This window comes from Pectobacterium actinidiae (assembly GCF_000803315.1).
In the GTDB taxonomy this organism is placed as follows: Bacteria; Pseudomonadota; Gammaproteobacteria; order Enterobacterales; family Enterobacteriaceae; genus Pectobacterium; species Pectobacterium actinidiae.
In genome coordinates, this window is record NZ_JRMH01000001.1 from 2,551,069 (window position 1) to 2,576,070 (window position 25,002).

General features: G+C 51.1%; 23 protein-coding genes and 1 pseudogene. 8 read left to right on the forward strand and 16 right to left on the reverse strand.

What is annotated here, in order from left to right; translation table 11 throughout:
* Positions 1–423: 423 nt before the first annotated feature.
* On the forward strand, positions 424–2,487 hold the full coding sequence (locus KKH3_RS10800; RefSeq protein WP_039359266.1) for a carbon starvation CstA family protein: 2,064 nt from the start codon (positions 424–426) through the stop codon (positions 2,485–2,487).
* Positions 2,488–2,766: 279 nt separating this feature from the next.
* Here KKH3_RS10800 and araD read toward each other — a convergent pair whose 3' ends face one another.
* Positions 2,767–3,462 (reverse strand): L-ribulose-5-phosphate 4-epimerase, encoded by a 696-nt coding sequence (gene araD, locus KKH3_RS10805; protein ID WP_039359268.1) that lies wholly within the window; start codon positions 3,460–3,462, stop codon positions 2,767–2,769.
* Between the two features lie 335 nt (positions 3,463–3,797).
* On the opposite strand from araD, the gene osmB reads away from it, so the two are divergent.
* Positions 3,798–4,010 (forward strand): osmotically-inducible lipoprotein OsmB, encoded by a 213-nt coding sequence (osmB, locus tag KKH3_RS10810; protein WP_039359270.1) that lies wholly within the window; start codon positions 3,798–3,800, stop codon positions 4,008–4,010.
* 65 nt (positions 4,011–4,075) lie between these two features.
* On the opposite strand, the gene yciH is transcribed toward osmB, so the two are convergent.
* The 4 genes from yciH to KKH3_RS10830 all read right to left on the reverse strand — a co-directional run bounded on the left by yciH (position 4,076) and on the right by KKH3_RS10830 (position 6,822).
* Positions 4,076–4,411: a stress response translation initiation inhibitor YciH gene (yciH, locus tag KKH3_RS10815; protein WP_039359272.1), complete on the reverse strand. Its 336-nt coding sequence runs from the start codon at positions 4,409–4,411 to the stop codon at positions 4,076–4,078.
* Positions 4,408–5,151, reverse strand: coding sequence for an orotidine-5'-phosphate decarboxylase (pyrF, locus tag KKH3_RS10820; protein WP_039359273.1), 744 nt, complete (start codon positions 5,149–5,151; stop codon positions 4,408–4,410). Before pyrF ends, yciH begins: the two co-directional genes overlap by 4 nt.
* Positions 5,152–5,334: 183 nt before the next feature.
* Entirely contained in the window at positions 5,335–6,504 is a 1,170-nt protein-coding gene (gene lapB, locus KKH3_RS10825) for a lipopolysaccharide assembly protein LapB (RefSeq protein WP_039359276.1), read from the reverse strand.
* Between the two features lie 12 nt (positions 6,505–6,516).
* Positions 6,517–6,822: a LapA family protein gene (locus KKH3_RS10830; RefSeq protein ID WP_039359279.1), complete on the reverse strand. Its 306-nt coding sequence runs from the start codon at positions 6,820–6,822 to the stop codon at positions 6,517–6,519.
* A gap of 182 nt (positions 6,823–7,004) precedes the next feature.
* On the opposite strand from KKH3_RS10830, the pseudogene KKH3_RS21720 reads away from it, so the two are divergent.
* Positions 7,005–7,173 (forward strand): annotated as a pseudogene (locus KKH3_RS21720) (MarR family transcriptional regulator); the annotation flags it as partial.
* Positions 7,174–7,410: 237 nt separating this feature from the next.
* On the opposite strand, the gene pgpB reads toward KKH3_RS21720, so the two are convergent.
* Positions 7,411–8,187, reverse strand: a complete 777-nt coding sequence (gene pgpB, locus KKH3_RS10835) for a phosphatidylglycerophosphatase B (protein ID WP_039359282.1) — start codon at positions 8,185–8,187, stop codon at positions 7,411–7,413.
* Positions 8,188–8,463: 276 nt separating this feature from the next.
* Here pgpB and ribA point away from each other — a divergent pair, with 276 nt between their 5' ends.
* The gene (ribA, locus tag KKH3_RS10840) at positions 8,464–9,057 is read left to right on the forward strand and encodes a GTP cyclohydrolase II (RefSeq protein ID WP_039359285.1); all 594 of its coding nucleotides are present in this window, start codon (positions 8,464–8,466) and stop codon (positions 9,055–9,057) included.
* A 70-nt stretch (positions 9,058–9,127) separates the two neighbouring features.
* Here ribA and KKH3_RS10845 read toward each other — a convergent pair whose 3' ends face one another.
* The 3 genes from KKH3_RS10845 to KKH3_RS10855 all read right to left on the reverse strand — a co-directional run bounded on the left by KKH3_RS10845 (position 9,128) and on the right by KKH3_RS10855 (position 15,310).
* Positions 9,128–10,762, reverse strand: a complete 1,635-nt coding sequence (locus tag KKH3_RS10845) for an ABC transporter substrate-binding protein (protein WP_039359289.1) — start codon at positions 10,760–10,762, stop codon at positions 9,128–9,130.
* A gap of 284 nt (positions 10,763–11,046) precedes the next feature.
* Positions 11,047–13,719: an aconitate hydratase AcnA gene (gene acnA, locus KKH3_RS10850; protein WP_039359292.1), complete on the reverse strand. Its 2,673-nt coding sequence runs from the start codon at positions 13,717–13,719 to the stop codon at positions 11,047–11,049.
* Positions 13,720–14,011: 292 nt separating this feature from the next.
* The gene (locus KKH3_RS10855; protein ID WP_039359295.1) at positions 14,012–15,310 is read right to left on the reverse strand and encodes a dicarboxylate/amino acid:cation symporter; all 1,299 of its coding nucleotides are present in this window, start codon (positions 15,308–15,310) and stop codon (positions 14,012–14,014) included.
* A gap of 820 nt (positions 15,311–16,130) precedes the next feature.
* On the opposite strand from KKH3_RS10855, the gene gstA reads away from it, so the two are divergent.
* The gene (gene gstA / locus KKH3_RS10865) at positions 16,131–16,739 is read left to right on the forward strand and encodes a glutathione transferase GstA (RefSeq protein WP_039359301.1); all 609 of its coding nucleotides are present in this window, start codon (positions 16,131–16,133) and stop codon (positions 16,737–16,739) included.
* 46 nt (positions 16,740–16,785) lie between these two features.
* Here the strand turns inward: gstA and pdxY are convergent, their stop codons facing one another.
* From pdxY to anmK, 5 genes are all read right to left on the reverse strand, one after another.
* On the reverse strand, positions 16,786–17,646 hold the full coding sequence (gene pdxY / locus KKH3_RS10870) for a pyridoxal kinase PdxY (protein WP_039359305.1): 861 nt from the start codon (positions 17,644–17,646) through the stop codon (positions 16,786–16,788).
* A gap of 84 nt (positions 17,647–17,730) precedes the next feature.
* Complete coding sequence (tyrS, locus tag KKH3_RS10875) at positions 17,731–19,008, reverse strand: tyrosine--tRNA ligase (protein ID WP_039359307.1); 1,278 nt, start codon at positions 19,006–19,008, stop codon at positions 17,731–17,733.
* A gap of 234 nt (positions 19,009–19,242) precedes the next feature.
* Positions 19,243–19,926, reverse strand: a complete 684-nt coding sequence (gene pdxH, locus KKH3_RS10885; RefSeq protein WP_039362356.1) for a pyridoxamine 5'-phosphate oxidase — start codon at positions 19,924–19,926, stop codon at positions 19,243–19,245.
* A 107-nt stretch (positions 19,927–20,033) separates the two neighbouring features.
* Positions 20,034–20,351, reverse strand: coding sequence for an MliC family protein (locus KKH3_RS10890; protein WP_039359311.1), 318 nt, complete (start codon positions 20,349–20,351; stop codon positions 20,034–20,036).
* Positions 20,352–20,447: 96 nt separating this feature from the next.
* Positions 20,448–21,560 (reverse strand): anhydro-N-acetylmuramic acid kinase, encoded by a 1,113-nt coding sequence (anmK, locus tag KKH3_RS10895; protein ID WP_039359313.1) that lies wholly within the window; start codon positions 21,558–21,560, stop codon positions 20,448–20,450.
* A 349-nt stretch (positions 21,561–21,909) separates the two neighbouring features.
* Here anmK and KKH3_RS10900 point away from each other — a divergent pair, with 349 nt between their 5' ends.
* Positions 21,910–22,377, forward strand: a complete 468-nt coding sequence (locus KKH3_RS10900) for an outer membrane lipoprotein (protein WP_010276614.1) — start codon at positions 21,910–21,912, stop codon at positions 22,375–22,377.
* Between the two features lie 131 nt (positions 22,378–22,508).
* Here KKH3_RS10900 and slyA read toward each other — a convergent pair whose 3' ends face one another.
* Complete coding sequence (gene slyA, locus KKH3_RS10905; protein WP_010276609.1) at positions 22,509–22,946, reverse strand: transcriptional regulator SlyA; 438 nt, start codon at positions 22,944–22,946, stop codon at positions 22,509–22,511.
* A 228-nt stretch (positions 22,947–23,174) separates the two neighbouring features.
* Positions 23,175–23,414, reverse strand: a complete 240-nt coding sequence (locus KKH3_RS21725) for a DUF1289 domain-containing protein (RefSeq protein ID WP_072034560.1) — start codon at positions 23,412–23,414, stop codon at positions 23,175–23,177.
* 289 nt (positions 23,415–23,703) lie between these two features.
* Between KKH3_RS21725 and gloA the strand changes: the two genes are divergently transcribed.
* A complete protein-coding gene (gloA, locus tag KKH3_RS10910) occupies positions 23,704–24,111 on the forward strand; it encodes a lactoylglutathione lyase (protein ID WP_010276601.1) in 408 nt (135 codons plus the stop codon).
* A gap of 147 nt (positions 24,112–24,258) precedes the next feature.
* Entirely contained in the window at positions 24,259–24,930 is a 672-nt protein-coding gene (rnt, locus tag KKH3_RS10915; protein WP_039359314.1) for a ribonuclease T, read from the forward strand.
* The last annotated feature ends 72 nt before the right edge of the window (positions 24,931–25,002 follow it).

Consider the following 25,002-nt stretch of genomic DNA (forward strand, 5'->3'; position numbering starts at 1 on the left):
CTTACCCCTTGTTTGGGCTTTAATTTTCTTTACAAAAATTCACCTTCGCTCACATTTTCTCATCCATTCGCTTCTCTTCGCCATTAAACCCACTATTGTTAAATTGCATTAACACCCGCGCCATATACCTCAAATAATTCGAGTTGCAGGACAAAACGTTGACGTTTTGAACAATGCAAAGCATTGGCCCGCGAGGGCGAGGCTCATTTATGGGCCTCATAACGCGGCAACCGCATGACAAATCGGTTTTAACCGATTTGAACAGCGCCAGCGCTGGCCCGAAGGGTGAGCTTCATTTATGAAGCTCATTAATCCCCAGGAGCTTACAACAAGTAAGTGACTGGGGTGAGTAAGGGAAGCCAACGCACATGCAGCTTGAAGTATTGCGGTATACCTTTTCTGAATAACGAAGGAGCCGTTGTTATGAGTAACGTAAAGAGCATTGTGATCTGGCTACTCGTTGGCCTGGCGGGCGCCTTTTCGTTCGCCACGCTGGCGCTAAGCCGCGGTGAACACGTCAATGCCGTGTGGTTAGTTATCGCTGCTGTGTCGTGTTACAGCATCGCCTATCGGTTTTACAGCCTGTTCATTGCCAAAAAAGTGTTTGAGCTCGACGATCGCCGGCTGACACCGGCAGAGCGTCATAACGACGGTCTGGATTACGTACCCACCAATAAATGGGTACTGTTCGGCCACCACTTCGCCGCCATCGCCGGAGCCGGGCCGCTGGTTGGACCGATTCTCGCCGCACAAATGGGCTTTCTGCCCGGTACGATCTGGATTTTGGTCGGCGTGATGCTGGCGGGTGCCGTGCAGGATTTTCTGGTGCTGTTTATCTCAACCCGCCGAGACGGTCGTTCTCTGGGTGAGATGGCAAAACAGGAACTGGGTACATTCGCGGGTATTATCACGATGCTCGGTGCGCTGGGCGTGATGATCATCATTCTCTCGGCGCTGGCGCTGGTCGTCGTTAAAGCGCTGGCAGAGAGTCCGTGGGGATTGTTCACGATTGCCGCCACCATCCCTATCGCGCTATTCATGGGCGTTTACATGCGCTTTTTACGTCCAGGCAAAATCGCTGAAGTGTCCATCATCGGCTTTGTGCTAATGATGCTGGCGATTGTCTATGGCGGCAACATCGCCGTACACCCTTACTGGGGGCCGTTCTTCACGCTGAAAGGGACGTCACTCACCTGGGTACTGGTGATTTACGGCTTCGTGGCGTCCGTCCTGCCCGTCTGGCTGCTGCTGGCACCGCGTGATTATCTCTCTACGTTCCTGAAAATCGGGGTCATTGTCGGGCTGGCCTTCGGTATTGTATTCGCAATGCCGGAAATGAAAATGCCTGCCGTTTCTCGTTTTATTGACGGCTCCGGCCCGGTCTTCTCCGGTACGCTGTTCCCCTTCCTGTTTATCACCATCGCCTGCGGCGCGATTTCCGGCTTCCACGCACTGGTTTCCAGCGGCACCACGCCGAAGCTGGTTGAACGTGAAAGCCATATTCGCTTCATCGGCTATGGTGCCATGCTGATGGAATCCTTCGTAGCGATTATGGCGCTGATTTGTGCCTCGGTTATCGAACCGGGTATCTACTTCGCCATGAACTCACCCGCCGCCCTGATCGGCACCACGGTTGAGAGCGCTTCGTTAGCCATCAATAACTGGGGATTTGTGATTACCCCGCAGGAATTAAGCGCCATTGCCAATGACGTTGGCGAAGCCTCAATTCTTTCCCGCGCCGGCGGTGCACCGACCTTTGCGGTGGGCATGGCCTACATTATCACGGAAATCTTTAACAGCCGGGCGATGATGGCCTTCTGGTATCACTTCGCGATTCTGTTTGAAGCGCTGTTCATTCTGACTGCGGTTGACGCCGGAACGCGAGCCTGTCGTTTCATGGTGCAGGATCTGGTCGGTATTGCGATTCCCAGATTAGCGAACAGCCATTCCTGGCTGGGGAATCTGGCGGGTACGACCGTTGCCGTTTCCGGCTGGGGATTCTTCGTCTATCAGGGCGTGATCGATCCACTGGGCGGGATCAATACACTCTGGCCACTGTTCGGTATCGGTAACCAGATGTTGGCCTCGATGGCGTTGATTCTCGGCACCGTGGTGTTGTTTAAGATGAAGAAGCAGCGCTATGCGTGGGTGACCATTGTGCCTACCGTCTGGCTGTTTATTACGTCGATGACGGCGGGTTGGCAGAAAATTTTCCATGAAAAACCGAGTATCGGCTTTCTGGCTCAGGCGAAACGCTTCGCGGCGGGTATCGAACAGAACACGCTGATCGCACCGGCCAAATCGATTAAAGACATGGAAACTATCGTCTTCAGTAATCAGATCAACGCCGCACTGTGTGGGTTCTTCATGCTGGTAGCGGTAACCATGCTGATTTCCGCCTTCTTTGTCATTCGTCGTGCGATGAATAGCGATGTCCCAACGGCAAAAGAGACACCGATTGTCTTACGGGACGGCGCTCAGCCTTAAGCACCGCAGAGACACTTTCTCCAATCCCTCCCTCGCGGAGGGATTTTTTATGGCGTGCCATCCCTGCCCGCCCCCCTGACGCAACGTTAAAAATTTCCCCCAGAAATTTTTTATTTAGTTAACGGCTTACGGATTTAGCACTGCGTTTGCACCGTTCAGGATCGAGCGAATCAAGCCCCATACATAACGAATCAAGCCCCATACATAACAATAACGCCGCTGATGCGGCGTTATTGTTATGTATGGGGCTTACAAGTAACGTGAAGGAATCGCGGCGGTTTATTGTCCGTAATAGGCGTTCTTGCCGTGCTTGCGTAAGTAGTGTTTATCCAACAGTGTTTGTTGCATCTCGCCCAATTGAGGCGTTAATTGGCGCGAGAAAATCCCCATGTAGGCCAGCTCTTCCAGAACAACGGCGTTGTGTACCGCGTTGTCTGCATCTTTCCCCCATGCAAAGGGGCCATGTGAATTAACCAATACGGCAGGAACATCCACCGGAGAAATGCCACGCTGGCGGAAGGTTTCAACGATCACCCTTCCCGTATCCCACTCATAGCGACCGTTGATTTCCTCGTCCGTCATCAGACGCGTGCAAGGAATCGGGCCATAAAAGTAGTCCGCATGCGTTGTTCCCCAGGCGGGGATATCTTTACCGGCTTGCGCCCAGATCGTGGCATGGCGGGAATGGGTATGCACAATACCGCCGATATCGGTAAATTCCAGATACAGCACGCGGTGGGTATCGGTATCTGACGACGGTTTCTTCGTCCCCTCCACCACCTTGCCACTTTCCAGCTCAACGACAACCATGTCCTCCAGCGTCATGACCGCATACTCCACGCCGGAAGGTTTGATCACCATTAGGCCGCGCTCTCGATCCACCGCGCTGACATTTCCCCAGGTAAACGTCACCAGATTGTGCTGCGGCAAGGCCAGATTGGCTTCCAACACCTGTTTTTTTAGCGTTTCTAACATAATCAGCCTCCCCTCGGCGCGATAACACCATTCTCGCGGCCTGACGAGTTCGTCGCTATGGGCTAAATCGCTAAAGACCTAGCGGTGTTCTGCTATGGGAAAAAGAAAGAGACACCCTGCATTATTGAGCAAAAAACAGCCAAATTTATCAATTATTGCTATCGTTAACATAACGCAGGGGAATTAAGATTTTTTACCTGTTGCAGTTTTTTCCGATGATTATACTTGTCATCACGCGGGAAAAGGCTCGTTTTCTTTATTTAATACCGTAAAAAGCACATTGTTTGATATTTCCTCACAAGAAACGTGAGACTAAGAGCAGAAAGGGGAAAAAGATGAAATTAAACAAACGTTTTGCAACAGCCGCTCTGGCAATTACGCTTGCTGTAACGCTTGCAGGCTGTTCAAATATGTCCAAACGTGACCGTAATACCGCGATTGGTGCCGGTGCGGGTGCGGTAGGTGGTGCGATCTTAACGGATGGCGGAACATTAGGAACGCTGGGCGGTGCTGCTATCGGCGGGCTGATTGGCCGTCAGGTCGACTAACGAATTCATGGGTAGCAGGTTAATGGGAGTTAACCTGCTGCTCTTATCTAGTATCTCTGTGTGCTTTAGCCACCAGCCAGCTTAACCTTCATTCCTTTAGCTTCCAGCAGCTGTTTTAGCAAGTCGCGCTTATCTCCCTGGATTTCGATCACACCGTCTTTTACCGATCCGCCGCAGCCACATTTTTTCTTCAATTCTGCCGCCAGCTTGTCCAGCGCGGCATCATCAAGATCGAGACCGCTAATCAGGCATACGCCTTTCCCTTTGCGTCCGCTCGTCTGGCGCTGGATGCGCACGATGCCATCACCTTTTGGCCGAACGACGTGTTCTTCTTCCGGCTTAATACGCCCGGTTTCCGTGGAGTAAACCAGTTGGCTGTTCTCGTCACGACGCATGCTCATGATGCTGTACCGTTTAACAATGACGCGCGAATCTCACGCAGCGTCTGTGCTGGATCCGCCGATTGGGTGATCGGACGTCCAATCACCATGTAATCTACACCCGCTTGCTGTGCCTGAATCGGCGTCATAATACGGCGCTGATCGCCGACATCACTGCCTGCGGGGCGAATTCCTGGCGTGACCAGCTTAAACGCCTGCCCACATACCTGCTTCAATCGTTGCGCTTCATGTGCGGAACACACCACGCCATCCAGCCCGCTGTTATGCGTTAGCACGGCGAGTTTTTCCGCCTGCTCTGCCGGACTAAGCGTAATACCGAGCCCGCGCAGATCGTCTTCGTCCATGCTGGTTAACACGGTCACGGCAATCAGCAGCGGCGCATCTTTACCAAACGGCACCAGCGCCTCTTTCGCCGCGGTCATCATGCGCGAACCGCCGCTGGCGTGGACATTCACCATCCACACGCCAAGATCGGCCGCAGCCGCAACAGCATGTGCTACGGTGTTCGGAATATCGTGGAATTTCAGATCGAGAAACACATCAAAGCCGCGCTGCTGCAACGTCTGCACAAACTGTGGGCCGAATAAGGTAAACATCTCTTTGCCTACCTTCAAACGGCAATCCTGCGGATCGATACGGTCAACAAACGACAGCGCTGTCTGCTGATTGGCATAGTCCAGTGCGACCACAATCGGGGATGATACCGTTTGATTCTTTTGCTGTAGATTCTCGTTTTTCATTCGTCACCCAGTCTCTTGCGAAGCCAAAATTCCCGCCGCATTCTACATGCCCCGCCTTGGAAATCCCAGCCACCTGAAGACCAATACGGTTAAAGAGGCTGGCTGGCACCGAAATCACTCATAATCATGAGTATGTTGTAACTAAATAGCATTAAAAAAATAGCCGATCGATATCAGGAGAGGTTATTGCCCGTCTAATCCACGGATTGGCTTTACGCTAGCCCAGGTACGGCAGGAAGGACATTGCCAATAAAGTGATTGTGACGTGAAGCCACATTTACGGCAGCTGTAGCGGGGTTTGGTGCGAATTTGTTCGCCCACCATATCGCGCAAACCCTGAAGATTTTCTTTTGTTCGTCCGTCTTCCGCTTCATGCAGGTGAAAATCCATCAGGCGGTGGAACACGCGCATTGTGGGGTGGCGTTGAAGCTGGCGGTTAATATAAGCCTGTGCAACCTCCGCCCCCTCCTCTCTTTCGAGGATATCGGCAAGCATCAATTCCGCCGTCGCACCGGTATTTTCTTCTACGCAGCGTTTGAGGAAATTCGCCCAATCCAAGGGCTTATCTAAATGCTGATAGCACTCTTGCAGCATCGGCAGCGTTTCGCTAACCAGTTCTTTATCCTGATCGAGAACCTGCCGCAAGGCTTCTACGGCACGCGAATAATCCTGCTGCGCCATATAGATGCGCCCCATCATGATAGACGCACGGGCACACTGACTGTCCGCTGCCGCCCCTTTCTTCAGGAACGTTAGCGCTTTATCCAGATCGTCGCTCCCCATCGCCAATAGCGCCAATTCACAGTAAAAATGGGCGATATCCACGCGGAGTGGGTCTTTCCCCATCTTGACCAACTTTTCAGCAACATCAATTGCCGTCTGCCAGTCGCTGGTCGCCTGATGAATCTGCAAGAGCTGCTGCAAGGCGCTGCGCCGAAAATCTTCTTCGTCCACCAATTGGTTAAAACTTTCTTCAGCGCGGTCATACAGCCCGGCGGCCATGTAGTCACGACCCAGCTGTTGCACAGCCAGCAGACGTTGTTCAAAGGTTAACGATGCGCTTTCGGTCAGCGCCTGATGGATGCGAATCGCACGATCAACTTCGCCGCGCGAACGAAACAGGTTACCGAGCGTGAGGTGGGCTTCAAAAGTGTTGCTGTCATCCTTGAGCATATCAAGAAACAGCTCAACCGCCTTATCCTGCTGATTGGACAACAGGAAGTTAACCCCGGTGACATATTCACGGGACAGGCGGTTGGATTCCTGCTCTTTGTCCTGCTGCGCACTTCTGCGACCCATGTACCAGCCGTACGCGGCGGCCACGGGCAGCAACAGAAACAGCAGTTCTAACATAGAGCGAATTCCTTAGTGGGTGACCGTCTGCACTGTCGCCACATTCTCCTCGGTGGAGGTAGAAAGCTGTTGCTCCAGACGCTTGATTTTACGCTGTGCACGGCCAAGCGCAATGCGCTGACGCAGATAAAACAGACCACAGATAACCCAGCCAAGGGCAAAACCCAAGGCAAATAGCGTGGCGAGCAGTGTGGAGATGCGATACTCCCCCTGTGCCAGCAGGTAGTTAAATGTCACAACCTGATCGTTGTGCGCACCCAGTGTGACAGAAATGATGAATATCGCCAGCACGAGTAAAAAAATCAGCAAATATTTCACATTGTCCTTCCTGTGATATCCATTAACCGGATGAATTATGCCAAATTTTGGCGACAAACCCCATTAAATTACCATGTCCGATGCAGACTGGGAAATTAAGAACCACGCTCCACCGCCCTCTGTGCTTGTTATTATTCTGTGCTGAAAAAAATGACAGCAGCAAGCCAGCAAGGGGAAGAGTCATGTCAAAGTGGGACGAACAGCGATTATTGGTCAAGATCGCTACGTTCTATTATAGCGAAGGGATGAAACAAGCAGAAATTGCCGCCTCACTCCATTTGTCACAGTCTTTTGTCTCCCGCGTTATCACGCTGTGTTAAAGAAGGTGTGGTCAAAATCAGCGTAATTCAAGCCCTACCCCGCGGATGCCAGAAAAACCGACAACATTACGCGGGATAAATCTAATCAGGAGTAAGACGTTTTGCTCCCAAAGGCAATCGATGGAAACACATCAACTTTGCTTGCCTCAGTGCAGTGCTATTCGAAGGGCGAGAACGTCTAAAACAGATCTCACGCTCTCAGTCCCTTCGTTTTTGGTTCTACAGCCATCAAGGCGCGAGTGACTGGAGATAACTCGCGATAAAAGGGCTACGGGGATTTATTTTCAGCGGCATCCTCCTCCGCCTGCTCTTTAATTTCTTCATACTGGAGCGAGAGCGGGCCACACCAGCGCTGTGCCAGCCAACTAGCAACCACCACCAGCAGCCAGCTAATTAACGTCGCCACCACCAAATCCTGCGGCCAATGCATACCGAGTACCAGACGGCTACCCATAACGCCGCTGGCCCAGAGCATCAGGATCACCACCGTTTTATAATGCCGACGAGCCCACAGCAGCCCAACGCCCAGCAGCGCCCAGGTTGCGGCAAACATGGTATGCCCAGAGGGGAATGCAAAGCCGGTTTCAAACTGCCAGTGGCTGCGCAGCCACTGCGGAATCTGCGTTTGATCCTGCAATTGCGTTTTCACCAGTTCCGAACGCTCTTTACGCGGCAGCGAGTAGAAATAGCTGTCGTCAACCTGATGATTTTTCTCCAGCCAGACGACATAGGGCCTTGATTCCTTTGCCCACTCTTTAATCCCCGATTTGATTCCCTGACCAATCAGCACCGTAATCGCCATGATGACCAGCAGACCGAGCGCAGGCTTCAGACGAAAACGCAGGCACCAGAGAAACCAAATACCTAGCACAATGCTGGTCAGAATGCCCCACGGCGATGTCACCGTTTCGGTAATCCAGAAGAGTACGCGCAACCACGGCCCACCATACTCCGGTTGCCACTGCCAGCCGCTCATCCAGATAGTCATTGGCATAATCAGTAATAGCGCAGCACCAATAGTGGTTCGTTTGGCAATTTCGAACATAATTTCTTCCCATAATTCAGCATGATGCTATGCAACAAAACTTTCACAATTCTATCAGAAAATCCGACACGAACTGTCAGTATGGCGTAAAATAGCGCTCAGTTCTGTCAACGAACCTGAAACCAAACCACGGTAAGGCCTCGTTGTAATTCAATTTTTGTGATGTTCTTAGACAGGCTTTTTTGCTGGTCAAGCGCGATAGGCAGCAGTAGGATTCGCGTCAGAACTTTATTTTTGGACATAGCTTTTTGGAACACAGCTTTTTTGGAGAAAAGTATGCAGCTAAAACGGGTGGCGGAAGCCAAGTTACCCACTCCGTGGGGCGATTTTCTGATGGTGGGTTTTGAAGAGATCGCCACAGGTCACGATCACCTTGCATTGGTCTATGGTGATATTTCCGGTTCAGTTCCCGTACTTGCTCGCGTGCATTCCGAGTGCCTGACAGGGGATGCCTTGTTTAGCCTGCGCTGTGACTGTGGTTTCCAGCTTGAGGCTGCATTGGGCCACATCGCCGAAGAAGGTCGCGGCGTGCTGTTATACCATCGTCAGGAAGGTCGCAATATCGGTCTGCTCAATAAAATCCGCGCTTATGCGTTGCAGGATCTGGGAGCCGATACGGTAGAAGCCAACCATCAGCTTGGGTTTGCCGCCGACGAGCGCGACTTCACGCTGTGCGCCGACATGTTCAAGCTGCTCGACGTTGATGAAGTTCGCCTGCTGACCAATAATCCGCAGAAAGTGAAAATACTCAACGAAGCAGGCATCAATATCGTTGAACGCGTGCCATTAATCGTCGGACGTAACCCGAAAAATGAGAACTATCTGGCGACCAAAGCTGCCAAAATGGGGCACATGCTGGATATAAAATAGCACTCCCGCCTTGCGCCAATATTGTTTCCGCAGCGAAGACAGCCGGTTTTCACCGGCAGTCTTATTCAGGCTAGTGCTTGATGATGTACATATCTTGCGTGTAATAATCACCACGCACATTAGGAGAAAAACCGCCAATATAGGTCTTAACCATCTGTGGCTGAACATAGTAATAGATGGGCAGTAATGGAATCGTGTTATCTAAAATATCTGAGGCCTGTTGATAAATAGCCTCTTTCTCCTGCTTATCCTCCACCGTCAGCGCTTTTTTCAACAACGCGTCGTACTGTGTATTACTGAATTTACCGTTGTTGTTACTGTCATTCGTTTCCAGAGTATTCAAGAACGTACTGGCTTCATTGTAATCCCCTGTCCAGGACTGTCTGACCACCTCAAAATTACCGGTACGTACGGTATCCAGCATCGTTTTCCATTCCTGATTTTGCAGCGTCACTTCTGAGCCAAGATTCTTTTTCCACATTGAACTCGCGGCAATCGCCACGCGTAAGTGCGATTCCGAGGTGTTGTAAAGCAGGTTGAATTTCAGCGGATGTTTTTCATCAAATCCAGCTTCTTTCAACAGTTTTTTCGCTTCTTCGTTGCGCTGTTGCTGTGTCCAGCTTGCCCATTCAGGATCCTTACGCTGGAAGCCACCGATATTTTTAGGAATCAAACTGTAAGCAGGCGTCTGTCCCATCCCAAGCACATTATTGGCGATAATATCTTTATCTAAGCTGAGATCCAGAGCGCGACGAACACGAGGATCGTCAAAAGGTGCCTTTTTCGTATTGAAGCGATAGAAGTAGGTACCGATCTGCGGCGACACCTTCACTTCCTGAGGGTATTCTTTTTTCAATGATGCGAACTGAATCGGTGATAAAAGCCCCGTAATGTCAATCTCGCCGGATTTATAGCGGTTTAACTCCGCCGCCTGCGAGCTGATCGGCAGGTACGTCACTTTGTTAATCACGGTATGCGCGTTATCCCAATACTGGCTATTGCGCTTGCCGACAATACGTTCGTTAACCACCCACTCGCTCAGCGTGTAGGGACCGCTGCTGACAAAATTCCCGACCTGCGTCCAGTTATCAGGATGCTTTTCTATCACCGCTTTCGGTAATGGCACCAGTACATGGTAAGCCGACATTTCCAGGAAATAAGAAAGTGGATGTTCCAGAGTCACTTCAACGGTATGACTATCCAACGCCTTGATACCCAAGGTATCTGGCGCCTTCTTGCCCGCCATAATATCCGCCGCATTCTTCACATACATACTGGCGACGTAGCTGCCGTAAGGCGACAGCGTTTTAGGGTCGCCAAGGCGCTGCCAACTGAACACCACATCATCCGCCGTAATCGGTGAACCATTGGACCATTTGGCATCAGGCCGCAGATGGAATGTCCACACCGTATTGTCTTTATTATCCCAGCGCTCGGCCAATCGCGGCTGAATCGTGCCGTCATCCCCGACACGCACCAGATTATCGAAGAAATCATTGATAATGTGGCCTTCAACATCGCTTTCCACCTTATGCGGATCCAACGATGCCGGCTCAGAACCATTACCTCGCACCAACTCTTGCTTGTCTGCCAGCGCCGTCCCGGCAGGAACCTGTGCCGCAAAAACCGATGTCATCGACCCTGTTGCACACAGCGTGAGAAGTAGCAGAGAATGTTTAAAACGTTTTTTGATCAACTCATTCATATAACCTCCTGTTATAGCGGCATTGGTATTGATTACCTTGCAAGCCTCTCTTGTGGGACTTGCTTATAAGCACTCGCACGTCGCGTGACTCAAACGACACGTATCGTCCCACAGCTTGAATATTCAGGGCATGGCTGGGCAATAATTTTTACTTATTCCCCATGTAGTTAGCGTCTCTACAACATAACCATAATTCGCCTGAGGATACGAGAGTTTAATGTGGGAAAACGTGCGCTGGTGCGGAGGAATAGACGTGCACCAGCGCGGCAGGAGAGCAAATCGTTCTACAGCATATTGCGGATAACGTAGTGCAGGATGCCGTCGTTCTGGTAGTAGGTCAGTTCGTTGCGGGTGTCGATACGGCAGCGGGTCTTGATCGTCTGCGTATTGCCATCAGCATCAGTGATGCTCACTTCGACCGTCGCCCCCGGCGTCAGCTGATTTAATCCCGTAATCGAAATCTGTTCATCCCCCGTGAGTTTCAGCGTTTTGCGCGTCACACCGTCGGGAAACTCCAGCGGCAGAATGCCCATCCCGATCAGGTTAGAACGGTGAATACGTTCGAACGATTCGGCAATCACGACTCGGACGCCCAGTAAACGCGGGCCTTTCGCTGCCCAGTCGCGGCTAGAGCCAGAGCCGTATTCTTTCCCGGCAAACAGCGCCAGCGGGACATTGTCGTCCTTGTAGCGCATCGCCGCGTCATAGATCGTCATCTCATTTTGCGACGGGATGTGGCGGGTATAGCCGCCCTCTTTACCTGGCACCATTTCATTGCGGATACGGATGTTGGCAAACGTCCCACGCATCATCACTTCGTGGTTACCGCGCCGTGAACCGTAAGAGTTGAACTCCGCCGTTTCGACGCCACGCTCCAGCAAATATTTTCCTGCTGGGCTATCGCGCTTGATGTTGCCTGCTGGTGAGATATGGTCCGTGGTGACCGAATCGCCCAGCATCGCCAGAATGCGTGCATGGTGGATATCCTGAACCGGTTCCGGCTCTTTTCCCATATCCAGAAAGAAAGGCGTCTGGCGAATATAGGTCGATTCTTCCGGCCATTGATAGGTGGGGTTGTTGTCGACCTCGATATCTTGCCACTCCTGCGTGCCTTCAAACACGGCGGCATACTGTTTGTGGAACATGCCAGCGCTGACGTTCAATACCGCGTCCGCCACTGCTTTGGCCGATGGCCAGATATCTTTCAGGTAGACCGCTTTCCCGTCACGATCTTCGCCCAGCGGTTCTTGTGTCAGATCGATATTCATATTCCCCGCCAGCGCGTACGCGACCACCAGCGGCGGTGACGCCAGCCAGTTCGTCTTCACCAGCGGATGAATACGACCTTCAAAGTTGCGGTTGCCTGACAGCACTGCGCCGACTGTCAGATCGCCTTCTTTTATCGCTGCTTCAATCGCATCCGGCAGCGGACCGGAGTTACCGATACAAGTGGTACAGCCGTAGCCGACCAGATTGAACCCCAGTTCATCGAGGAACGGCGTCAATCCCGCTTTGGCATAGTAATCCGTTACGACCCGCGAACCCGGAGCCAGTGAGGTCTTAACCCACGGCTTGGTTTTCAGACCGCGCTCGACGGCATTTTTTGCCAGCAGCCCGGCCGTCATCAGCACGCTTGGGTTAGAAGTATTGGTACAGGAGGTGATCGCGGCGATCACGACGGCCCCCTGCTGTAAACGATATGTTTCGCCTTCCAGCGTAAATTCTTCATAGTCAGAACGGTTCTTCACCGTGCTAACCTCCAGCTCCCGGCTGGCTTTAAAGGCTTCCGGTACACCCGCTAAAGGCACGCGATCCTGCGGGCGTTTCGGCCCTGCCAGACTGGTTTCCACCGTCGATAAATCCAGCGCAAGCTGGCTGGTAAATACCGGTTCATCACCCGCATTACGCCACAGTCCCTGCTGTTTACTGTAGGCTTCCACCAGCGCAATTTGTTCTTCTGCACGGTTGGTCAACCGCATGTAATCCAGCGTAATTTGGTCGATGGGGAAGAAGCCACAGGTTGCACCATACTCCGGTGCCATATTGGCGATGGTCGCGCGATCCGCCAACGGCAGCGAATCCAGCCCATCACCGTAAAATTCCACAAACTTGCCGACCACGCCGTGTTTACGCAGCATCTGCGTGACCGTCAGAACCAGATCGGTTGCCGTGATCCCTTCTCGCATCTTGCCGCTTAGCTTGACGCCGACCACATCAGGGATCAGCATCGAAACAGGCTGCCCCAGCATCGCTGCCTCAGCCTCAATCCCGCCGACACCCCAGCCGAGCACACCCAGACCGTTAATCATCGTGGTATGCGAATCGGTTCCTACCAGCGTATCAGGATAAGCAAACTGCTTGTCGCCCCGCTTTTCATACCAGATAGCCTTGGCGAGATACTCCAGATTCACCTGGTGGCAAATCCCGGTTCCCGGCGGCACGACGCTGAAGTAGCTAAAGGCATTTTGCCCCCAGCGCAAAAACTCATAACGCTCGCGGTTACGCGCCATTTCGAGCTGCGTGTTATCCGTTAGCGCCTGACGATCGCCGAAGTGGTCAACCGTCACCGAGTGGTCGATAACCAGATCGACCGGCGACAGCGGGTTAACCTTATTCACATCGCCGCCCAATCGTTTCACTGCCGCTCGCATCGCCGCCAGATCGACCACGGCGGGCACGCCAGTGAAGTCCTGCATCAACACACGCGCGGGACGATAGGCAATTTCCCGATCAACGTGACCTGTTTTCAGCCAGTCCACAACCGCCTGAAGATCGTCCTGCTCTACCGTGTCGCCGTCCTGATGACGCAATAAATTCTCCAGCAGCACCTTGAGCGATTTCGGTAATTTATCGATGTTGCCAAGCGTTTTCGCCGCCGTCGGCAGGCTGTAGTAATGGTAAATCTGCTTCTGTACCGTCAGTGTGTCCAGACAAGTGTCGCGAAGGTGTGATGACATGCTTCCTCCCAAATTAACTTGCTTTTAGGGTATATTCGTTATTCTGCATCGGGCGATTAATGAATAACCAGCCTGAGCTTGCGGTCTTATTTAAAGATAACACAAACAAAAAATAACGTTTTTGCAACAATGTGATATGAACGCAACGATAGCTGTTAGCTATTGAAAGAAGCAGATCGGAATAAACGCGAGTGGGATGGAAAACAGTCACGGTAACGTACGAAAGAGAGCGAAAAGAGAAGAGAAAAACGGCCCGAAGGCCGTCTGCCCAGTGGATTAACCTGACGTTAATTTAGACATTCCCGGCTGCCATCACAGGTGCTTCTTCGTCGTCATGGTCTCGCTCTTCCAGGTCATGGTTTCGTTCCAGTTTGGCAACAACGGCGGTCGCCATACCGTTACCAATCACATTGGTTGCCGTGCGGCCCATATCCAGGAACTGATCGATACCAATAATCAGCAAAATGCCCGCTTCGGGTAAGCTGAACATCGGCAAAGTGGCTGCCACGACTACGACTGCGGCACGTGCCACCCCAGCCATACCTTTACTGGTGATCATCAGCGTCAGCAGAATCAAGGTCTGCTCCGTCAAACTTAAATGGATATTGTAAGCCTGCGCGATAAACAGAATGGCGAAAGCCTGATAGATCATGGAGCCAACAAGGTTAAAGGAATACCCCAACGGGAGTACGAAGCTGGTGATTTTTTTGGGAACGCCGAATTCGCTCAGTGCTTCCATCGTTTTCGGGTAAGCCGCTTCGCTACTGGCGGTGGCAAATGCCAGCATACTGGGTTCACGCAGCAGTTTGATCAGTCCCCAGGTGGCTTTCTTACCGAGGAACAGCGCACCAGCCCCGAACATGAGTCCCCATAGCAATGCCAGCCCAAGGTAGAACTCCCCAATGACTTTGCCAAAGTCGAGGAGCAGCCCCAGCCCTTCTGTCGTAATAGAAGATGCCAGCGAGGAAAATACCGCAAGAGGCGCTAACCGCATGACATAGTCCGTCACCCGGAACATCACTTTCGCCAGTTCCTCTATCATCGATTCCATCGTGACAGCATGTTTATTCTGGCCTTTCACAAAAGCCAACGCGGAACCAAAGAACATGGAGAACACCAAAATCTGCAATATTTCGTTATTCGCCATTGCTTCGACAATGCTGCGTGGAAATATATGGGCAATAAAGCTTTTCAGTGTAAAGCCACCGGTATTCACGCCGGTATCTACCGCTATTGGGGTACTTGGAATGGCGAGATTCATTCCAACACCGGGCTCGAAGATATTGGCTAACATCATGCCAATAAAAAGGGAAACCACGGAAGAACAAATAAACCACACCATCGCCTTCAGCCCTATTCGGCCAACGGAAGAAGAGTTCCCCATGCTAGCAAGGCCAGAGACCAATGTGGCGAATACCAATGGCGCAATAATCATTTTTATCAGGCGAAGAAAAACATCGGTTACTAAATTAAAGTAGGATACGACCTCTTTGGCTTCCTGCGCCGTTAATAAAGCATGACAGGCACCGCCGACAATAATCCCTAGAAGAATAGCCAAGGCTATAAAAAACAATAACCCGTTCTTTTTCATAGTAACCTCATGATAATGAATAGAATCAAACAATACACATTATTAGCAAACATGAGTCGCCTAACATACAGGCGTAAGCAACCTACGGCTTCTCCGATTTTTGCCAGCGTATTATCTGTGTCTTGATGTGATGGTAATAGTTACTCGGGATGCGTATTGACTTTTCCATCACGGATAGAAAAGATTTCGGCGAGACGTAACGTATAATTCGAAATGTTGCTATTTATTAATATTGTGCACTCTCGGCGAAAATCGTTTGACATAACTACCCCTCCCTTATTACATGCGATAAATAAAGGGGTAGGTTAATCAACTTCACTTTTAAATAGCACCCCTTCATAACCTTCCCTATTTTTTAAATATCTACTAGACGCTAACCTTGGGGAATAACTTAAATCGACGGTATCATGAAAAATACGAAATCTGTCACTAATGAAATTTTTCTTATCAAAAGATTTAGTAATAATTAATTAATCTCTATAAATCATGTATCAAAAAACATCCCCCACGCCGCTGATTTCACCGTATTGCCTGCAAAAATCAACAACACCATTTATTTGACGCCTCTCTCTGATCTCTCCCCTCGCCCATCTGACTATCGCGCTCTTGCCCCCCAGAAGTTGCCCCGGAGTGACGTATGAAAATTTGGTTTTCCGCCGCAAAAATCGCCAAAGTTTCACGTAAAAATCATACATAAGGAGTATTTTGCAAGAGGCCTCACACTCTCCCATTACGTTTTGTTGTAAAAAAACGACATGTCGTTATTCAACAATCATCAGCGCATGTGTTGATGGAAAAATAATAATAGGAAGGGGCTTCCATGAAACTGTTTTACAAAGCTGAAAGCAGTTCTCTTTTTACACACATTGTTTTGATCGAATCCAAATTGGAATTCAAACTGGAGAAGGTCAATCTGCGCACGAAAAAGACAGAGCGTGGCACCGATTATACGTTCATCAACCCGAAAGGGATGGTGCCAGCGCTAGAACTGGATGATGGTTCTGTCCTGACTGAAGGTGTCGCTATCGCCGAGTACATTGCCGACCTGGTTCCACACTGTAACCTTATCGCCCCTACTGGCAGTATGGCGCGCTACCATACACTCGAATGGCTGAATTACATCTCTGCTGAGCTGCACAAAACGTTTACGCCACTCTTCCGTTCCGGCACGCCGGAAACGTATAAAGAGCTGCTGATGGAGTATTTGCAGGTCAAATTCCGTTATATCAATCTGGTGTTGAGTGAACAGAACTATCTGGTCGCCAACCGCTTCAGTATCGCCGATGCGTATCTGTTTACCGTAATGCGTTGGGCGCAGTCGCTAAAACTGGATATGTTTCGCTACCCTGCGCTGGCGGCTTACCTCGACCATATTGCCGAGCGCCCTTCCGTCGTTACCGCGCTTAAGGTTGAAAGGTTGAAAGGTTGAAAGGTTAATATGCAATAGCGCCCCGAATTTCGGGGCGCTATACGTTTTACGCGAGGCGAATGGCCTGGAAATGATGACGCGGATTGGCAATCCCATCCTGAGCCGCAACCAGCTGTAGCTCATACTCATTCATCTCTTTCGTCACCAGCATGACTTCATAGACCGCCGCCGTGGTGTGCTCCAGCGCTTTATCCAACGCCACGCCCTTCAGCAAGTTCACCAGCAGTAATCCACTGGTCAAATCGCCCACGCCGACAGGTTGACGTTCAAACTCTACCAGCGGGCGGCTGATGTGCCAGGCATCCGTCGGCGTCACCAGCAGCATTTCAAAGCTGTCTTCACGCGTGGCCGCTCGGCTAAGGTGTTTCACCAGAACAATTTTCGGCCCTTTTTCACACAGGGCTCGCGCAGTCTCTATGGCTTCCGCCACGTTATGCACGGTACGACCACCCAGCAGTTCCAGTTCAGGTAGGTTCGGCGCGATAATGTCGGCCGCTAGCAGCGACTGCTGGCAGTGGAAATCAGATACACCGGGCGCGACGATACAGCCTTTCTCCGGCGTACCCATCACGGGATCGCAGAAGTACAGCGCATCAGGGTTGGCGGCTTTTACCTGACGAACAATACCCAGAATATGTTCCCCTTGCTCGGCAGAACCGATATAGCCGCTCAACACCGCATTGCAGGTCTTCAGTTTGTCGATGTTCGCAATTCCCTGCACCACGTCGGTCAGGTGGCTGGCTGGCATCACACACCCCGTCCAGTGACCGTATTGGGTATGGTTGGAGAACTGCACCGTATTCAACGGCCAAACGTTTGCGCCCATCCGACGCATCGGAAACTCTGCCGCACTGTTACCGGCATGACCAAAAACGACATGTGATTGGATGGAAAGTATATTTTTCATTAGATACAACTCAAATCCTTGCCAGCGCCTGTGCGCCTCAACTTACAAGAAGAAAGGGAGCTGACGCTCCCTTATCGGTGATGCTTATGCTTTCCAGCAAATCAGGCAGTAGTGCTTTTTGCCACGACGCAGCAAGGTGTAGCGATCAAACAGACGGTCGGAATCGCTGAAGGTATATTCAGGATCGGCCTGTTTTTCGCCGTTAATGGTTACCGCATTCGAAGCGATCATCGTACGAGCCTGACCGCGTGACGGCACCAGCTCGGCACTGACCAGCGCCTGTTGTAAATCCGCGCCGTTTTCCAGTTCAATAATCGGCATACCATCCTGCGCCAGTTGAGCAAAATCGTCCTGCGTCATATCCTGCAATGCGCCAGAGAACAGGCTTTGTGTAATACGACGAGCCGCCTCCAGACCCGCTTCACCGTGCACCATACGAGTCACTTCTTCGGCCAGCACATACTGCGCGCGTGGAGCTTTGCCGCTGTTTTTGTCTTCTTCTTCCAGCGCATCGATGTCTTCGAGGCTCATGAAGGTGAAGAATTTCAAGAAGCGGTACACATCGGCATCTGCCGTGTTGATCCAGAATTGGTAGAACTTGTAAGGACTGGTCTTGCTGGCATCCAGCCAGATTGCGCCGCCTTCCGTTTTACCGAACTTCGTGCCATCAGATTTTGTGATCAACGGTACAGTCAAACCGTAGACCTGTTTCTGGTTCATGCGGCGCGTCAAGTCGATACCGGACGTGATGTTACCCCATTGGTCAGAACCACCAATTTGCAGTTCGACCTCATGCTGTTTGTTCAGCGAGGCAAAATCGTATCCCTGCAACAGGTTGTAAGAAAACTCGGTGAACGAAATGCCGACGTCATCACGGTTTAAACGCTGCTTGACGGCTTCTTTGCTAATCATCTGATTAACGGAGAAGTGTTTACCGATATCACGCAGGAAATCCAGCACGTTCATATTGCCGAACCAATCGTAATTATTGGCGGCGATCGCGCTGTTTTTGCCGCAGTCAAAATCCAGGAATGGAGAAACCTGACGACGAATTTTCTCTACCCACTCACCCACGGTTTCAGCCGTGTTCAGCTTACGCTCGGTGGCTTTAAAGCTTGGGTCACCAATCAGCCCGGTGGCACCGCCAACCAGCGCAACCGGCTTGTGGCCAGACAGCTGGAAGCGTTTCAGGCAGAGCAGCGGCACCAGATGCCCCAAATGCAAGCTGTCAGCGGTGGGATCGAAACCGCAATACAGTGCAATTGGCCCTTGCGCCAGCCGCTCTGCTAACGCTTCCTCATCCGTCACCTGGGCAATCAAGCCCCGCTCTTGCAATTGTTTAATCAGGTTACTACTCGCCATCGATAACTCCATTTTTATAAAAATAGGCCGTTACGTTCCCGTTGGGTTTACGCACAATGCCGTGAGAGATGCGCAGCATACCTGTTTGCTGTCGCATGATGATTTCGCTGCCGCATGACGTTACGCAACCAGCTATGAACGCCATATCACCGCGTAATGCCCAGTCAACGCGAAACTTCATAGGATAAAGTGCTGATGATAGGAGCGCCAGCGTTTAACACGGATATTTCGCGATTAAGGCGCTAAACGATCGATCTGCCAGCCCGCGTCCTGCCGCTGGTAGAAAAATCGGTCATGCAGACGGTGTTCACCGCCCTGCCAAAACTCGACAGAATCGATAACGACACGGAAGCCGCCCCAGAAGCTCGGCAAAGGCACCTCGCCATTCTGAAATTTTTGCTTCAATTCCAAAAATTTGCTTTCCAGCACGCCACGCGCTGAAATCCGGCTGGACTGCTTTGATACCCACGCGCCAATCTGACTGTCTTTCGGGCGGCTGTGAAAATATTTCAGCACCTCAAGCGCCGGTAGCTTCTCTACGCGTCCCAGCACGATTACCTGCCGCTCCAACATATGCCAAGGGAACAGCAGGCTGATGCGTGGATTGTTTTCGAGATGATGAGCTTTGCGGCTACCCATATTGGTATAAAACACCATGCCTTTCTCATCATAGTGTTTCAGTAGAACGATACGCTGGTAAGGCTGACCGTGTTCATCCACGGTTGCGACGGACATCGCGGTAGGATCGGCCAGTTTCGCGTCGCAGGCCTGCTTCAGCCAGCGTTCAAATAAATCCAGCGGATTTGCGGGAAGATCGCCTCGGCGAAGCCCGCCACGCGTGTATTCACGGCGGATGTCAGCAATATCGGCGGGTTGAATAAGAGGCGTACCGTCAGAGGGGGAACGTTCCTGAGTCATAATATCCTGCTGTCGCAATGTCGGGCCAGAAGCGGGCGAAAATCCCATTTTGCTCCCGTACCCGAAAAATCGCAATCAGCAGCGACACCGCGATCGTGCGGCGTCAGTTACATCGGTGCCAACACACAGTCGTCGACGATAACTCGTTCACCCCGCTGGATAAATGCACGATCGCCTTTACTCCAGAAAGTGTAGGTGTCATTGCTATATCTGACGCCAGAAGCGGACACCACTTGAGGAAGCGTCAGACGTTCACCGTCCAGCAGGAAACTCACCTGCGGAGTCGCTTCACCGCCCTGCTGTAGCGTAACGGTTAACGGCATCGTGCCACACTGATAATGCAGCGTTTCCACCGTCTGTTTATGGCCAAAATAGCTGCATCCGCTCAGCAGAATCAGCGCGGTCCCCGTCAGCAATCGTTTCATTTTTTCTCCTGTCATTCTTATCGATAGCGTCAACTGGCGTTGCCGCTCATGTAAGTTTAACAAGAGGATAATTATGAACCTCTCGGCAAAATCTGATTAATCCGCGTTAACCGGATAAATCGCGCCTAACACCGTTTCCTGGCTCGCTCCCGTGACAGAGGGCAGATTGCCCGGCAACCCCGACAGCGTGCGTGACGCCAGCCAGGCAAATGCCAGCGCTTCCATATCATCGCCGCTCACGCCACACTCATCCGTCGTGCTGACTTCGATGCCCGGCAGCAGCGCAGAGAGACGTGCCATAATGAGCGGATTACGTGCTCCACCGCCGCAAACCAATAAGCGTTCGCATCCACCGACCAACAGCACCTGTTCAGCGATGCTCATAGCCGTTAACTCAACCAGCGTCGCTTGAACATCCTGCGGCGCTATCGGCGGCAGGCCAGCCAGCATTCTTTCCAGCCAACCCAGATTGAAATACTCACGTCCAGTGCTTTTGGGGGCTCGCAACGCAAAATAAGGATCGGTCAACATTCGGCGTAGCAATAGTGGATTTACCTGACCGCTCATCGCCCACACGGCGTCTTTATCATACGGTTGCGCACAGTGCCGCCAGATCCAGGCATCCAACAGCATGTTCCCGGGCCCCGTATCGTAGCCGCGCACGGGCGCACCCGGCACCAACAGGGACAGATTGGCGATCCCGCCGATGTTGAGCACGATACGTCGTTCAGTAGGATGCAGCAGCAACGCATGGTGGAATGATGGCACCAGCGGAGCGCCCTGCCCGCCATAGGCCAAATCGCGGCGTCGAAAATCACCAACGGTTGTGATGCCAGTCAATGCGGCAACGCGGTTATTATCGCCGATCTGCAACGTACAAGGCGCATCGCCTGTGGGCTCATGCCAGACCGTCTGTCCGTGGCAGCCAATCGCGGTGATGTCCTCCGCGCTCAGCTCCGTCTCTTTAAGCAGCGTCAGCACGGCTTCGGCAAACAAGATGCCCAAACGCGTATCCAACTGTCCGAGCGCAGACAGCGTCACCGCCTGCCCCTGACACATCCCCAGTATGGCCATTTTGATATCCTGGGGTATCGGATGGCAGTAGCTGGCCTGCTGCGCAACCGTATGTTCGTCAATGGCGGCTAGCACAACATCCACACCATCAAGGCTGGTGCCGGACATTACGCCAATATATCTGCCTGATCTCATTATATAGCCTTTGCCCCTGTGGGATAAAAAGAGAACACCGATAACAACCGTTACGTTGAGAATAAAAGTAGCACGTTAACACGCTGAATTATTAAATTTTTTACGTTTTTGCCACACGGGTTAGGTTTTAACCAAATGTGGGTTTTTGATAATATTTGCTACAAAAAAAGCCCTTTCTCGTACTATTTACTTCTCTGTTTATACGCAATTTAAGCGCACTATTATATTCTGCAAAAAAGAGTAAAAAGAGTGGCATGCTACACTGAGCCAGACCATAATTTATTGGTATAACACTGCGTCGGCCGAGGCTGAGCCAGCCCGACATATTCGCTATTAAGGAGTTTGTATTATGATGAAGCGTTTGCTTGTGGTTACTCTTGCTGGTATCACGCTGGCTGGTTGTGCTAATACCAGTACGCTTTCAGGTGACGTTTACAGCGCATCCGAAGCTAAACAGGTGCAGACCGTAACCTACGGTACGATTGTTTCTATGCGTCCGGTTCAAATTCAGGCGGGAGAAGATTCTAACGTGATCGGTGCACTGGGCGGTGCTGTTCTGGGCGGTTTCTTGGGCAACACTATTGGCGGCGGTTCCGGCCGTAGCCTGGCGACCGCAGCTGGCGCAGTAGCGGGTGGCGTAGCCGGCCAAAGCGCTACGGGTGCGATGAACCGCACACAGGGCGTAGAATTGGAAATTCGTCGTGATGACGGCAGTACCATTATGGTGGTACAGAAACAAGGCGATACGAAATTCAGCGCAGGCCAACGCGTTGCCATGGCCAGCAATGGCCGCAGTATCACCGTTTCTCCACGCTAATGCTGTGTGACGATCGCCACGCACTGCGGCGATCGTCACAACGAATAATCAATTCCCGGAATAAATAACCAATAATTAATACTGGTGATATTGCCGGGATTTAATTCTCCCTCTGCGTAACCCAAATTTAGCTACGCTTGATTTTCATGTAATGCCAATATATTTTTCTCAAGACGTGAAACCAGCAGCGCTAATTCATCAACCTGCTCCGGCGTAATACCAAATAATACTTCACTACGTGTATGGCTAATTACACCATTGACTGCCTGTATGATTGGCTCTGCTGATTCAGTCAGCATAATACGTTTTGCCCGACGATCGTGCGCACAAACGTGGCGAGTGATTAACCCTTTTTCCTCAAGTTGATCCAGTGTTCGGACTAATGAGGGTTGCTCAATACCTATCGCTTTGGCGAGTTGAATCTGCGACTGCCCAGGGGGTAGATGGTATATGTTATGCAACGTGACCCAATGCGTCTGAGTCAGTTCAAGTGGTTTTAATCGATGATCGACCAGCGCACGCCATACGCGCACCAGACGGGCTAAATCAGATCCTAATGGCAATTCCATCACCTCTCCTTATTGTTAGCACGCTAAGTTATATCCCTGGATTGCAATCAACTCTGATTTATAAGAATAAAAAATGACTTTATTGTTGTAAAAATAGCTCCATCTTAGAATGGATTCTATCAAATAAAAGTCTTTTAAAAATGATCTCAGGCTTATTTTATTCAATCGAACGCTCCTGCGTTGCTTAAACAAAATTTCACGTAAATAGATCATCTAAGACAAGATAACTTAAAACAACGATGGCTGACGGGACTCTGCTGGTGTATCGGATTTCTCTGAACGCTGTGACCGTCTCATTCTCTGCCGACACAAACGCAGCACATCCTGTTTCTGCGCATCACTCATTTGGCCCCAACTAAAGCGCTCATTACGACTGCGAAAGCAACCGCGACAATATCCGCCTTCATCCGTCTGACAAATACCACGGCATGGATTAGGGACTACAAAGAGTTCAAGTTGCTCTGGCACAACACCTCCTGCGACAACTCTATTTATTGAAGCCCTGTTCTTTACCGCTGGCAAGCCCAAACGGACAGTCATAATGAAAATAATTAGGTAACCATTGTAATAACTGACGATTTTTTTACACGCCAAGCCGTCTAAAAGTGACCCAACGCGCTATTTATCCCTCCTGATAGTACGTTTTAACACAAACCTCACCGTAGTGTCGCATTTTTAGCATCATCCCAACAGTTTGGACTCGGTAGAGCCACAACGCTATACTTCCCTTTTTGTTGCACTTTTTAACGAGGACACTATGCGCTTACTTCATACCATGCTGCGTGTTGGCGATTTACAACGTTCTATCGATTTCTATACCCAAATCCTGGGCATGCGCGTACTGCGCACCAGCGAGAATACCGAATACAAATACACGTTGGCCTTCGTCGGTTATACCGAAGAGAGCGAAGGTGCGGTTATCGAACTGACCTACAACTGGGGCGTCGACAGTTATGATTTGGGCAACGCCTATGGTCATATCGCATTGGGCGTTGACGATGTTGCCGCAACCTGTGAGCGTATCCGTAAAGCGGGCGGCAATGTAACGCGCGAAGCAGGTCCGGTCAAAGGCGGTACGACTGTGATCGCGTTCATCGAAGATCCAGATGGTTATAAGATCGAATTGATCGAAAATGCCCACGCGGGTAACGGCATCGGTCACTAATCCCATGCATTCTACAGGTGCGGCATCAGCACCTGTTCCCCCTCTTCTTCTGCCATCACTGCGGTTTGAAACAACAACGGGCATGCTGCATCTCCAGTCAAAATTTGCAATAATGCGCGCTGCGTTTTGCTAACAATTAAGAGAAAAATGGCTGATAAAAGTGATCTGAATGCCCTGAGCGGCCGTTTTCGTGGGTTTTACCCGGTAGTGATTGATGTTGAAACCGCCGGATTTAATGCGAAAACCGATGCCTTGCTGGAAGTTGCAGCGGTAACATTAAAAATGGATCAAGACGGTTGGTTACAGCCAGATGAAACGCTGCATTTTCATGTCGAACCCTTCGAAGGCGCGATTCTGGAACCCGCCGCACTGGCGTTTAACGGTATTGACCCCACCAACCCCCTGCGTGGCGCAGTGAGCGAATATGATGCGCTGCATGAAATTTTCAAAGTCGTGCGTAAAGGGATCAAAGATCAGGGTTGCAACCGCGCGATTATCGTGGCGCATAACGCCACATTCGATCATAGCTTTATGGCAGCAGCAGCGGAACGCTGTAGCCTGAAACGTAATCCGTTCCATCCTTTCGCCACTTTCGATACCGCCGCTCTCAGCGGGCTGGTGTTAGGCCAAACGGTTCTGGCTAAAGCCTGTATTACCGCCGGTATTGCGTTTGACTCCAGCCAGGCGCACTCTGCGCTGTATGACACCAATCAGACAGCATTACTGTTCTGCGAGTTGGTTAATCGCTGGAAACGTCTGGGCGGCTGGCCGCTAGCACTGGAAGAAAGTTCTCTGGAAGACGCGTCAGCCGAAGACTGAAAAGATTGAGATCAAAAAACGGGTGCCATAAAGCACCCGTTGGAAGGATTTACGCTCGCATCGTAACAACAT